Annotated in this window: 12 protein-coding genes; 5 read left to right on the top strand and 7 right to left on the bottom strand. The window is 70.6% G+C overall.

Going from position 1 to position 12,167, the window contains the following annotated elements; translation table 11 throughout:
* Positions 1-13: 13 nt before the first annotated feature.
* A complete protein-coding gene (locus tag NR810_RS06740; RefSeq protein WP_257449128.1) occupies positions 14-1,714 on the bottom strand; it encodes a substrate-binding and VWA domain-containing protein in 1,701 nt (566 codons plus the stop codon).
* A gap of 217 nt (positions 1,715-1,931) precedes the next feature.
* On the opposite strand from NR810_RS06740, the gene NR810_RS06735 reads away from it, so the two are divergent.
* Entirely contained in the window at positions 1,932-2,747 is an 816-nt protein-coding gene (locus NR810_RS06735) for a hypothetical protein (protein WP_257449127.1), read from the top strand.
* A gap of 9 nt (positions 2,748-2,756) precedes the next feature.
* Here the strand turns inward: NR810_RS06735 and NR810_RS06730 are convergent, their stop codons facing one another.
* Genes NR810_RS06730 through NR810_RS06720 form a run of 3 tightly spaced genes read right to left on the bottom strand, consistent with a single transcriptional unit; the run spans position 2,757 to position 4,742 of the window.
* Entirely contained in the window at positions 2,757-3,461 is a 705-nt protein-coding gene (locus NR810_RS06730; protein WP_257449125.1) for a hypothetical protein, read from the bottom strand.
* A complete protein-coding gene (locus NR810_RS06725; RefSeq protein ID WP_257449124.1) occupies positions 3,458-3,871 on the bottom strand; it encodes a hypothetical protein in 414 nt (137 codons plus the stop codon). Before NR810_RS06725 ends, NR810_RS06730 begins: the two co-directional genes overlap by 4 nt.
* 19 nt (positions 3,872-3,890) lie before the next feature.
* On the bottom strand, positions 3,891-4,742 hold the full coding sequence (locus tag NR810_RS06720) for a WGR domain-containing protein (protein ID WP_257449123.1): 852 nt from the start codon (positions 4,740-4,742) through the stop codon (positions 3,891-3,893).
* An 84-nt stretch (positions 4,743-4,826) separates the two neighbouring features.
* Here NR810_RS06720 and NR810_RS06715 point away from each other — a divergent pair, with 84 nt between their 5' ends.
* The 3 genes from NR810_RS06715 to NR810_RS06705 all read left to right on the top strand — a co-directional run bounded on the left by NR810_RS06715 (position 4,827) and on the right by NR810_RS06705 (position 8,865).
* Positions 4,827-5,300 (top strand): GNAT family N-acetyltransferase, encoded by a 474-nt coding sequence (locus tag NR810_RS06715; protein ID WP_257449122.1) that lies wholly within the window; start codon positions 4,827-4,829, stop codon positions 5,298-5,300.
* Between the two features lie 119 nt (positions 5,301-5,419).
* Positions 5,420-8,569, top strand: coding sequence for a serine/threonine-protein kinase (locus tag NR810_RS06710; protein WP_257449120.1), 3,150 nt, complete (start codon positions 5,420-5,422; stop codon positions 8,567-8,569).
* 83 nt (positions 8,570-8,652) lie between these two features.
* Positions 8,653-8,865, top strand: a complete 213-nt coding sequence (locus NR810_RS06705) for a hypothetical protein (protein WP_257449118.1) — start codon at positions 8,653-8,655, stop codon at positions 8,863-8,865.
* 9 nt (positions 8,866-8,874) lie between these two features.
* On the opposite strand, the gene NR810_RS06700 is transcribed toward NR810_RS06705, so the two are convergent.
* From NR810_RS06700 to NR810_RS06690, 3 genes are all read right to left on the bottom strand, one after another.
* The gene (locus NR810_RS06700; RefSeq protein WP_257449116.1) at positions 8,875-9,759 is read right to left on the bottom strand and encodes an OmpA family protein; all 885 of its coding nucleotides are present in this window, start codon (positions 9,757-9,759) and stop codon (positions 8,875-8,877) included.
* A gap of 104 nt (positions 9,760-9,863) precedes the next feature.
* Entirely contained in the window at positions 9,864-10,256 is a 393-nt protein-coding gene (locus NR810_RS06695; protein WP_257449114.1) for a DUF2750 domain-containing protein, read from the bottom strand.
* Positions 10,246-11,253, bottom strand: coding sequence for an FAD-dependent oxidoreductase (locus tag NR810_RS06690; protein WP_257449112.1), 1,008 nt, complete (start codon positions 11,251-11,253; stop codon positions 10,246-10,248). Before NR810_RS06690 ends, NR810_RS06695 begins: the two co-directional genes overlap by 11 nt.
* Positions 11,254-11,358: 105 nt before the next feature.
* Between NR810_RS06690 and NR810_RS06685 the strand changes: the two genes are divergently transcribed.
* Positions 11,359-12,141: an SAM hydrolase/SAM-dependent halogenase family protein gene (locus NR810_RS06685; protein ID WP_257449110.1), complete on the top strand. Its 783-nt coding sequence runs from the start codon at positions 11,359-11,361 to the stop codon at positions 12,139-12,141.
* Positions 12,142-12,167: the final 26 nt, after the last annotated feature.

Below are 12,167 nucleotides of genomic sequence, written 5' to 3'. Positions count from 1 at the left end.
CTTGGTCCCACTCTCAGAAGAAGGAGGCCATGTCCCGGTACACCTGGACGATGTCCTCCACGCCGCCCTTCGCGCTCGAGCCCTTGCCCGCCTCGGCGATGCGCTCCAGCACCTGGCCCTCGGCGCCCTGCCCGTAGGCGATGGTGAAGATGCGCACCGGGTTCTCCTCGCTCGAGGAGGACAGGCCGCTCTGCAGCTGCGCCAGTGTGATGGTGCTGCTCTCATCCTTGCCGTCCGTCATCACCACCACCGCGTGGATCATCCCCGGGCTCTTCTGTGCCCGGGCGACGGCGGATTGATAGGCCGCCAGGGTAGCGGAGTAGAGGGCCGTGCCCCCGTCGGCGATGATGTTGTCGACGCGGCCGAGCAGTTCGGCGCGGCCCTTGCCGAGCACCAGCGGGCCCATGGGCGGATACACGTTGTTGTCGAACAGCATGAGCGTCACCGCGTCCCGGTCCGACAGCGACTCCAGGAAGCGGCGGGCCCCCACCTTGGCCTCCGCCAGCGGGCGGCCCAGCATGCTGCCGGACTTGTCGAAGACGAAGGTGACGTCCGTGGACTTCTTCGTCTCGCGCCACACGGCCAGCAGCTTCTCCAGCACGTCCGCGCCGGGCACCTCCAGCAGCGTCTGCGGCTGCTTGGGGTCCACGCCATGCGCCGCGTCCACCGGTGCCGCGATGGCCACCGCGGGGTCCGCCGGACGGAAGCCCAGCGCCAGCGCGCGCTCCTGCGCCGGCCGCGCCTTGAGGAAGGTCAGGAAGGCCTGCGCCGCCTCACGCTCCTCCGCCCCCACCCAGTCCGCCTCCAGCACCGCGTACGGATGGTCCGACCAGAAGGTGCCCTCCACCGGGTAGATGGAGACCAGCGGGAAGGGCGCGGCCGATGGCTTGCCGTAGGATTCGATGACCAGGTTCTCGTACAGCACCGCCGCTGACACGTAGCCCGGTCCGCGCTGCTGCATCTTGTCGGCGAAGAAGCCGGTGGACTTGCCGTAGTGCACCACCGTGCCCTCGATGTCCGTCAGCAGCTCCCTCGTCTTCTTGCCCTCCACGTCGGACACCGTCAGTCCGCGCGTCTTGCCCGCTCCCGCGTAGGCCTCGGCCAGCACCGACAGCAGCCCCGAGTTGGAGAACTCGGGATGCGTGTGGCCCAGCTTGAAGCGGCCCCACTCGGGGTGCCCGTACGCGCCCCACCCGCGCTTGTCCGCCGCCACCTTCATCAGGTCCACCCAGCCGATGGGCTTGCCCGGCCAGCCCAGCGCCTCCGCCATGGGCTTCCACATGGCGATGACGATGGGCGAGAGCAGCAGCGGCTCCCCCTCCCCCACCACCGGCTTCGTCTTGCCCGAGGCCGTCAGCCACGCGCTGTTGAGCAGCGGCAGGTAGGCGCTGGAGGCCGGGCTGTAGACGTGCGCCTTCAGCTTGCCGGAGACGATGTCCTGCACCGCCTCCCCGGAGCCCATCGCCTGACCCCGCACCTGGATGGAGCGGCCCGACTTCGTCCTCGCCCCGCTCCGCTCGAAGGCCCGCGCCTGCTCCTCGAACCAGCTCTTCTTCTCGCTGCCGTAGGCCACCGTCAGCACCAGCGCCGGCCCGCCCACCGCCTCCTGCTGCTTGCGCGCGGGAGCCGACGCTCCCGAAGGTCCCTGGTTGGACTCCTTGCAGGCAACCAGCACCACCACCAACGCGAGCACTCCTGGAAGCAGCTTCCGCATCCCGACGGTCCTCCCCACGGCACGTGCGCCACGACTGTGTGACGGTGCGTCGGGCGCCTCAACCGTCCGCTGCTCAACTCACCGGGTTCTTGCAAGACCGTGACGGCCCTGTCACGAAAGGCCCCGGGTTGTCGGGGTTGGATCAACCCGCTGGGCATGTAGTTTGAACTCCAAGTAATTCGACCGGATGTATCCTTGTCCGATAGAGTCGGGAGCCATGAATTTCTTGAGCCGGAAGCTGTGGATTGTCGGAGGTTTGAGTCTGGCGCTGGGTGCGTGCGGGGCGAAGCGGGTGGCGCCGTCACAGCAGTACAGCCTGGGATCGGCCCGCGCGGAGTACCGCGACTACACCGGGGCCAAGGCCAACATCTGTGACGCGGAGCCGCGCTGGCTGTCGGACGAGCTGAGCGGAGTGAACGGACTGCTGGCGCGCTTCCTGTCCTCGACGGAGCAGGCGAAGGATCCGAAGGCGGCGGAGTACGCGCAGCAGGTGGCGCTGCTGAAGGAGGCCTCGGGTTCGCTGGGCAAGGTGCTGGATGTGCACCAGACGAACCTCAAGGCGGTGCAGGCGTGCGGCTTCGCGAAGTCCGGGGCCTTCCCGGAGCTGTCCAAGCGCGGCTCGGAGCTGGTGGAGCTGTCGCGGACGCGGCTGGCGGAGGCCACGGCCGTGGCCGCCGTGGAGGCGGCGCAGGCCAAGTGGAACGAGGAAGCGCCGCAGCGCGAGCAGGCGGCACGCCAGACGTGGTGCGCGAAGAACCCGGAGATCGGCAGCACCGACGTGTACTACGCGCGCAAGTTCGCCGACGGCCGCACCGAGTGGCTCTTCTGCGACGGCCACGTCGTCCAGTCCGTGAAGGAGGGCGAGCAGAGCCTGGTGTCCCCCGAGGGCCTGAGCGCGAAGGACAAGCGCAAGGTGAAGGCTCCGCGCTACTACGAGGCGGCGCGCGGCTGGCCGGCGGAGGAGATCGACAAGCAGCCGGACCTGTCGGGCACGTCGGCGCCCGCCCACAGCTCGTCCGCGGGCGGGAACTGAGCGCGAGCGCTACGGCGCGTACGTCACCACCAGGTGGTTGGCGGTGAGCACCATGCGGCGCGGCACCGCGCCGCTGCCCTGGATGGTGAGATCGAAGGCGAAGGGCGAGCGCAGGGTCCGGTCATTCATCTGATCCCTCAGCATGCCCTCCGCCGTACCGTTGGAGTGGGCCTTGAGCCGCGTCTGCGTGGCGCGGGCCCGGGCCACCAGGGAGCTGTCGCTCAGGGACAGCTCCACCACCAGGTCCGCCACCACGCCGGCGGCCACGCCCGCCTGGAACTTGCGGATCTCCCCCTGGTAGCCCTTGGGCACGCGGCCGGTGTAGCGGACGTTCTCTCCGCGCAGCACGGCCCTGCAGGTGAGCGTGTTGAGCGGGCCGAAGCGGATGTCGGAGAGGCTCTCGACGATGACCTCGCCCTCGAGCTGCTTGTGGAAGTTGCGCGCCGCCATCCGCATCGGAAGCATCTGCGAGGCCAGCTGCTGCAGGGACGCGGGCGAGAAATACATGTTGAAGGAGCGCCCCGACGCCCCGGGCGAGCGCAGCTCCCCGGTGTAGGCGTGCACCGACTGGAGGGCCAGGTCCGTCTCCGCCATCTCCCGGGTGAGGCGCTGGTTCTCCTGCTCGGCCAGACGCATGCGCGTGGCCGGGTCCGTGGCGCAGCCCGTGGCGACGAGGGCGAGCAGCGCCAGCAGCCCGAATCGAAGCACCCTCACGGCCCCACCACCCTGCAGGTGCCCTGGGACACGCGCCAACCGCCCGCCGGGCGAGGCGCGGAGAAGGTGGCCGTCATGCGGTAGGGCTGGCCCCGCAGGCTGAACTGGGCGTGGACGGCGCCCGAGCGGGGCAACCCCTGCATCTGCGCGTTGGCCGGAGCCACTCCGGCACAACCGAGCGAGCCGAGACCCGCGGCGCCTTCCGCCTGCGCCATCGTCTGGAAGGACTGTTGCAGCTCGGCCTTCTTGCGGCTCAGCTCCTCGCGCATCGCCTCGTTACGCGCCTCCAGGTCCTGCGCGCGCTGCTCGGTAGCGGAGCCCGAGGGGGCACGCGAGGCCCTCCTGCCCGAAGCACACCCGGCCGCGCACAGCGCGAGCACGGGCACCCAGTACCAGCGGGAGATGGTCATGTCCCGCACGGTACACCCCTCACGCGCCCAGGCGGGAGAGGCGCTCGGCGAGGCGCGAATCCCCTCCGGCGTCGAGCGAGCGCAGCCAGGCCGGCAGCGAGCTGCCCCCCGCCACCAGGTGGCCCTCGACATGCGGCCGTAACGCGCTCCAGCGCTTGTCCCAGGCCTCGTCCGACGTCAGCAGCGTGCCCATGCGAAGCGCCAGCTCGGGCTCGCCGAGAGCCTCGGCCTGACGGGCCAGCACGCCGGTGGCTGCCATGGCCGGAGCGCCTGCGGGAGCGCGCTTCCACTGCTCCAGCGTCCGGACGAAGGCCGACACTTCCACCTCCGCCAGCAGCTCCATGGCCGCCCACAGCGGCAACCGCGGCTGCCCCTTGGGCGCCACCACCTTCGCCATCAGAGAGGAGAACACCGGGCCCATGGCGGAGTGGCTGGATGGATCCAACCCCCCCAGCGCCCGGAGCGCGCGCCGCGCCCGGCGGGCCTGGAGCGCCACCCGCCAGCTCCGCCCGCCCACCAGGGTGTCGAGCCGGGTGAGCGCCTCGACGGCCGCGGACACCTGTCCGGCGGTGGGGCTGCCCGCGCGCACCCGGGGTGGGAGCGTGAGCTTCGGCGAGGCCGCGGCGGCGCCCTTCGCGTTCTTGGGAGCCTCTTGCGGGGCCTCGGCGGACACCTCGTGGTAGCCCTCGCGCAGCTTCTCGGCCACCTTGCGCTCGTACTCTCGCCGCGCGCCCGCCTCGTCGGGGAACGCCTTCTCCTTGCGCTGCCCCTCGGTGCCCAGCCGCCCGTACACCACGATGAAGGTGTTGCCCTCGACCTCGGCCATCCAGAACTTCGCGCTGGTGCCCTCCACGAACTCGAACCTGCGCATGATGCTGCCCCTCCCTCTCGGGTGTGCGGATGCCGGCGGACGCTACCATGGGCGGCCACGCTCCCACGCGCTAGCATCACGCGCATGATCCGCTCCGCGACCCCCTCGGACCTCCCCATCATCACCCGGCTCATCCGCGCCCTGGCCGAGTACGAGAAGCTCACCCATGCCGTCACCCTCCGCGAGGAGGATCTGCGAGAGCACCTCTTCGGCGGCCGGCCCTACGCCGAGGTCGTCCTCGCCGAGGACGCCGGGCAGGTGGTGGGCTTCGCCCTCTTCTTCCACAACTACTCCACGTTCCTGTCCAAGCCGGGCCTCTACCTGGAGGACCTCTTCGTCCTGCCGGAGCACCGGGGCCAGGGGCACGGCAAGGCGCTGCTGTCCCACCTGGCGAAGCTCGCCGTCGAGCGGGGCTGCGGGCGCTTCGAGTGGAACGTGCTCGACTGGAACACGCCGGCCATCGAGTTCTACGAGTCCTTCGGCGCGGAGATGCAGCGGGAGTGGAAGCTCTTCCGCCTCACCGGCGAGGCGCTGCGGCGGTTCGCGCGGGCTGGCTGAGCCCGGTCACCCTCCGAGCGGCCCGCCACATGCCGCCCTCCGCGGGTTGATTGGAGAATCGATGCAGCGATGCATTCTCGCGGCCATGGGGGCGTGACATCCTGCGGGAGCGAGGTGGAATGGGGTCCTTCGATGACAAAGAGCGCCGTACGCTCGAGACCGACGGGCGCCGCACGCTCGTGACCGACGAGCGCCGCACGGTCGCGCTCGGCACGGGAGAGGCGCGAGGTGAGAGCGCCAGCCCCCGTCCGCCGGAGGCGCCGGCGCTCGGCCGGGGAACGCCCCTGGACCGGTACGTGGTGTTGGATCCCCTGGGCCAGGGCGGCATGGGGATGGTGTACGCCGCCTACGACTCGGTGCTGGACCGGAAGGTGGCGCTCAAGCTGCTGCCGCCAGAGGACCCGCTTGGAGGCACCGAGGGGTCACCCGGACGGGCCCGGTTGCTGCGCGAGGCGCAGGCCATGGCCCGGCTCTCCCACCCCAACGTGGTGGCCGTCTACGACGTGCACCAGCACGACGCCCAGGTCTTCATGGCCATGGAGCTGGTGGACGGCCAGACCCTGTTGCAGTGGCACCAGGAGAAGCCCCGGAGCTGGAAGGAGACGCTCTCCGCCTTCCTGGACGCGGGCCGGGGCCTGGCCGCCGCGCACGCCGCCGGGCTCGTGCACCGCGACTTCAAGCCCACCAACGTCCTGGTGGGCAGGGACGGCCGCATCCGGGTGACGGACTTCGGCCTGGCGCGCCCGCACAACGCGCCCGCGGAGGAGCCCGCGTCCGGCGACGGCGCGCCCGTCTCGGGGACGAGCACCGGCCCGGTCAAGCAGCACAGCCTGCTGGAGTTGCAGCTGACGCAGCGGGGCGCGGTGCTGGGCACTCCGGCCTACATGGCGCCCGAGCAGTTCCGCGGCGCCACTGCGGACGCGCGGAGCGATCAGTTCTCCTTCGCCGTGTCGCTGTGGGAGGCCCTCTACGGCGAGCGTCCCTTCGAGGGGAGCACGCCCGAGGAGCGCAAGCAGAACGTGCTGGCCGGCCGCATCAAGCCCCCGCCGCCCCACTCCAAGGTGCCGCCCTTCGTGCACCGCGCCCTGCTGCGCGCCCTCAACACCCCGCCGGAGGCGCGCTATCCCTCGCTGGACGCGCTGCTGGCCATCCTGGAGAGGGATCCGGCCCTGGTGCGCCGCCGCTGGCTGTCCGCCGCGGCCCTGCTGCTCCTCCTCACGGGCGCGGGCGTGATGGCCTGGACCGAATGGCACCACCACCATGCCCACGTGTGCACGGGCGTTCCCGAGCAGATGGAGGGCATCTGGGGCGCGCCGCGCCAGACGGCCATCGAGCAGGCCTTCCTCGCCACCGGCCAGCCCCATGCCCAGGACACCTGGGGACGCGTGCGCGAGGCGCTGAACGCGTACACGGCGGCGTGGTCGGACATGCACCAGGACACCTGCGAGGCCACGCGCATCCGCGGTGAGCAGTCCGAGGCCGTCATGTCCCTGCGCATGGCGTGTCTGGAGGGCAGCCGGCGGGAGCTGGCCGCGCTCACCGACGTGTTCACCGAGGCCGACGCCACCGTGGTGGAGAAGGCCATCTCCGCCACCAGCGCCCTGCGGCCCCTGCGGCGCTGCGCGGACGTGGAGGCCCTGCTGTCCGAGGTGAAGCCCCCCGAGGACGCCCCCACGCGCCAGGCCGTGGAGGCCGAGCGCGCCCGGCTCGCCCGCGTCAAGGCGCTCACCGAGGCCGGCAAGTTCAAGGAGGCCCTGACCCTGGCCTCGGAGGTGATCGGCAAGACGGCGACGCTCGGCTACAAGCCCGTCCGCGCCGAGGCCCTCTTCACTCGGGCGTGGACGCAGATCATCTCCGGGCAGAACCAGGGCGTGCCTCCGCTGCTCACGGACGCGCTGTGGCTCGCGTACGAGTCCCGGCACGACACCGTGACGGCGGCGGCCAGCGTGCGGCTGATGGGCTACTACTGCCTGAACGGGCCCCAGGAGGAGGCCGAGCGCTGGAAGCAGTTCGCCCAGGCCTCGCTGGACAGGCTGGGGGAAAATGGCGAGCTGCGGGCCATCTTCTTCAACAACCTGGGCATGTCGTTCTACCAGCAGGGCAAGTTCGCCGAGGCCTACGAGGCCTTCGACAAGGCCTTCGCCCTCGCGCAGCAGCACCTCGGTCCGGCCAGCGCGACGACGCTGCGCTATGCCACCAACTCCCTGGCCGCGCTGGGCAACCTGGATCGCATGGACGAGTCGCAGCGCGCGCTCGAGTCCCTCGTGCGCATGGGCGAGACGTACCTCGGCCCCCTGCACCCGTTCCTCACCCAGCCCCTGACGAACCTCTCGAATGCCTACGCCTCGCAGGGGCGGATCTCCGACGCGCGCCTCCTGCTCGACCGGGTGCGGGAGATCAACCAGAAGTCCTACGGCAACCGCTCCGAGGAGTGGGCGCACCTCCACCTGGCCTACGGCGATCTCGATGCCTCGGAGGGACGGGATCTCAATGCCCTCTCACACTACGAGGAGGCCGTGCGCCAGTTCCGGGAGCTCACGGGCCCGGAGAGCACCCACCTGCTGCAGGCGCTCGAGAAGGTGGCCGAGGCCCAGACCTCGCTGGAGCGGCTGTCCCAGTCCCAGCAGACCTTCCAGGAGGTGCTGGAGCTGGCGAAGCAAGACCCGCGGCAGCACGAGCACATCTACACGATGGCCCTGCTCGGGCTCGCGCGGCTCCATGAAATCCGGGGCCAGAGCGACAAGGCGCTGCGGCTTCGCCAGCAGGCGCTGCAGCTGCGCGAGCAGTACCTGGGACCCGACCACTTCAACACGGCCCTCATCCGCATCGACATCGGCACCACCTACCTGGAGATGGGCCAGGCCGCTCGCGCGCTCCCCCTCTTCGAGAAGGAGCTGCCCCTCTTCGAGAAGGTGATGGGTGGCGACTCCCCGGCTGGCGTCCTGCCGCTGGCGGGAAAGGGCGAGGCGCTACAGAAACTGGGCAGGGCCACCGAGGCCATCCCGCTGCTCGAGCACGCGCTCCATGTCGTCGAGAGCCACCCGGGACGGCCCGAGTACGCGGCCTCCATCCGGTTCGCCCTGGCCCGCGCGCTCTGGGATGCCGGGCAGCAGCCGGAGCGTGCGCTGAAGCTCGCCCAGGCCGCGCGCACCACCTACCTCAGGACCCCCATCCTCCACGCGGACGAGCTGTCCGAGCTGGAGGCCCTGCTCAAACGGCATGCCCCGAAGACGGCATCACCTGGCTCGATGGCGCTGACACCTCCGTGACGGAGGCCGACCCGGAGTCCGAGCGAGCGGTGCGACGCCCTCTCCTTGTACACCCCGGGACACATGCCCAGCTTTCCGGGGTGATGAAGACCTCACAAACAATCCCGGTCTGGATGCTGTACCTGCTCACCCCGGTGCTGGCGCTCGCGCAGTCGCGAGAGAACCAGCAGGTCCTCAGCAGCCCGGCGCTCTGGTACTGGGTGGCGGTGCTCGTCGTGGCGGCGGTGGCCTTCGCCGTCGTCTCCTTCCGCCTGTCGAAGCACAAGCAGCCGCCCCATCGCCCGGGCACTCCCTGACGCACGGGCTCAGTGCGAGCTGGCGTCGGCCTTGGCCTCGCTCCGCTTGCCCGCCGGGAGATCCGGAATGAGGAGGATCTCGATGCGACGGTTGCGGGCGCGCCCCTTGGGCGTGGCGTTGCTGGCCACGGGCTTCGTATCGGCGTGACCGGCGGCCACCAGCCGGCCCGGGGGCACACTGGCCTTCTCCCCGAGGAAGCGCACCACGTTCACCGCGCGGGCCACGGACAGCTCCCAGTTCGTCGGGAAGGTGGCCGCCAGCCGTTGCGAGGGCGGGGCATCGTCCGTGTGGCCCGACACCAGGATGGAGCGGCCCTCCACCTTGGAGAGGACCGTGCCCAGCCGCGCCAGCACCTCGGAGCCCCGCTCGGAGAGACTGGCCTCGCCGGAGTCGAAGAGGATCTTGTCCACGAGGTCCACCTGGATGCGGCCCTCGGCCTGGGACAGGCGGATCTCCCCATCGGAGATCTCCGCCTTCAACTTCTGCTCGATGTCCTCGTAGGTGGCCTTGAGGCGGGCGAGCTCGGCCTCCTTCTCCTGGACCGCCTGCGAGAGCTGGTCACGCTCGGTGGACAGCCGGGTGCGCTCGTCCTCGAGCGCGGAGAGCTTCTGCTCCTTGGCCGCGAGCTGCTCCGAGAGCTTCACCTCCAATTCCTTGCGTGCCTGCTCCGTGGCCACCACCTGCGCACGGGCCTCCGCGGCCGACTTCTCCGCTCCCTCCGCGCGCGTCTTCTGCGCCGACCAGGCGCTGAAGCCGAAGTAGCCCGCGGCGCCGGAGATGAGCACCACCAGCGCCGTCACCAGCCACGGAACCCAGGGCTTCGACCCACCACTGCCCTGACGGGGGCCAATCCCCTTCGCGTACACCGTCTTGTTGTCGGAATCTCCAGACATGGCACGCAAGCTAGAAGCCCCGCCCGGGTGTGCCTCAAGGCGGTACAGGTGCGCGCAGGTATCTGGAGGTGCAAGGTTCCACTCGCGGCGGAGCGGGCTTCCGCTCAGGCCACGGGTCCGCTCGTCGCGCGCAGGGCGTCGATGAGCTCGCGCGCCGACACGGGATGGCCCTGACCTTCCGGAGTGAAGAAGATGCCCACCGGCATTCCCTCCTCCTCGAGCTGCGGCAGCACGTTGTCCAGCAGCTCCTCCAGCTTGATGGCGCGGGGCTGGAAGCCGGACCACAGCCGCCTGGCGCAGAGCGCGGCGAACTCGGGCGCGGGCCAGAGCGGCAGCACGTCCCGCCCCGTGTCGTCGAGCGCGAGCGCCCACCCCTCGCCATCGAGTCCCCAGACCTCGCCGGACTCCACCGCGCGCTGGAGGAAGTACGAGTAGCGCCTGGCCGCGGGCAACCGCAGCACGGCCTGAAGACGCTCGTGGCTCTGCTCAGTTTCCATCCGTCCTCCCAGTGCTCGAAGGATTCTTGACCGATCCGAGGGGGTCCGCGCCACTGGCGACCTGTGCGACGAGCGCCGTCACCTCCTCGGCACAGCCCCACGAGAGTGTGACGCCCGCCCCGCCATGGCCGTAGTTGTGGATGACGGGGCGCCCCCCCACCCGCTCCAGCTCGAGGCGGACCGAGGGCCGCCCGGGCCGCAGGCCCACGAGGTGCTGCAACACCTGGATGCGGGTACCCGGGGGCAGCAGGCGCGCCGCGCGCGCGAGGATGCCCTCGGCCTGGGCCGGGTCGGGCTCCAGCGACGCGTTGCCCGCCTCGGCTGTGCCGCCGAGGATGCAGTCGGTGGTGCGGGGAATGAGGTAGGCCATGCCTCGCGTCTCGTCTTCGTCCAGGAGGAAGCGCTCGAGCGGGAGCGGCGCCACGCGGAGCACCTCGCCCCGGATGGGGAAGAGCGTCTCGTCCCCCAGCAGGGAACGAGACCCCAGTCCGGTGCAGTTGATCACCAGCGGAGCCGCCGCCCACGCCTCGTCCAGCGAGCGGACCTCGCGCTGGTGCACGGTGCCGCCGAGCCGGCGGAAGCGGGCCAGCAGGTACGGGAGGTAGCGAGGCATGTCGATGACAGGGGCCTCGAAGACGAAGCCATCCACGTAGCCCGGGAGCAGCTCGGACGGGGTGGCGCGGCGGAAGTCGGGCACGCTCGACCGCCACCACGGGTCGGGAGCGTGCTTGCTCAGCAGCTCGAGCCCGAGCACCCGCAGGACACCGGTTTCCGGCTGCCGGGCGAGCGTGCCCAGCTCCTCGAAGGTGCGCCTGGACCAGGCGGTGACGCGGTCCTGGGGAAACGCGAGGTACGGGTACCAGACGGCCGCCGCGATATCAGAGGTGGTGTGAGGAGGCAGCTCGCGCGCCCAGAGCTCCACCGAGTGACCGGCCTCGAGCAGCCGGACACCACAGGACAGGCCAGAGACTCCACATCCGAGAATGACGAGGTGCATACAGGGCCAGGGGGGCTGATCTCCGTTCTATCGCGGATGGGGCCCGGGGCGTGAATGCCTCCTCTTCACTCCATGAACGGAGGGCCCGTGGATATCCTCCGAACGATGCCTCCCATCAGTCTGCTGACGGATTTCGGCCTGAAGGACACCTACGTGGGCCAGATGAAGGCGGCGATCCTCCGGGTCGCCCCGGGAGTGGACCTCGTGGACCTCACCCATGAGGTCCCCGCGCAGGACGTGAAGGCAGGAGCCTTCCTGCTGTGGAGCGCGGTGGAGGCATTCCCCGAGGGCTCGCTGCACCTGGCGGTGGTGGATCCGGGAGTGGGGTCGACGCGCCGCGCCGTGGCGGCGAGGACGAGGAGAGGCGATGTGCTGGTGGGCCCGGACAACGGGTTGCTGGTGCCGGCCCTCGAGCAGCTTGGAGGATTGGCGGCAGCGGTCGAGCTGACCGAGCCGGAATACTGGGGGCCGAAACAGTCGAGGACCTTCCACGGGCGGGACGTGTTCGCACCGGCGGTGGGGCACCTGGCGGCGGGCGTACCGCTGGAGAGACTGGGCCGGACGCTGCACCACCTGGAGAGGCCCATCTCCTTCCCGCCGCCCCGGGAGGAGGACGGATGCCCGGTGGGCGAGGTGCTCCACGTGGACACCTACGGCAACCTCATCACCAACCTCCCGGGAGCGGTACTTCCGGCGCGGTTCCGGGTGCACATCGGGAGCAAGGTCATCGAGGACGCACCGCACGCGCACTACCAGGTCGTCGCCTCGGGGGAACCGTTGTCACTGGTGGGAAGCGCGGGGTTGCTGGAGGTGTCGGTGAGGGATGGCAGCGCGGCCCAGGAGCTTGGAGCAAGCCGAGGAGCAAGGGTGCGAATCGAGCCCCGCTGACAAGCTCCCTCTCCCTCTGGGAGAGG

Source organism: Archangium lipolyticum, from assembly GCF_024623785.1.
GTDB lineage: Bacteria > Myxococcota > Myxococcia > Myxococcales > Myxococcaceae > Archangium > Archangium lipolyticum.
The sequence above is the reverse complement of the archived record's forward strand: the minus strand, read 5'-3'. Positions and strand labels throughout refer to the sequence as shown.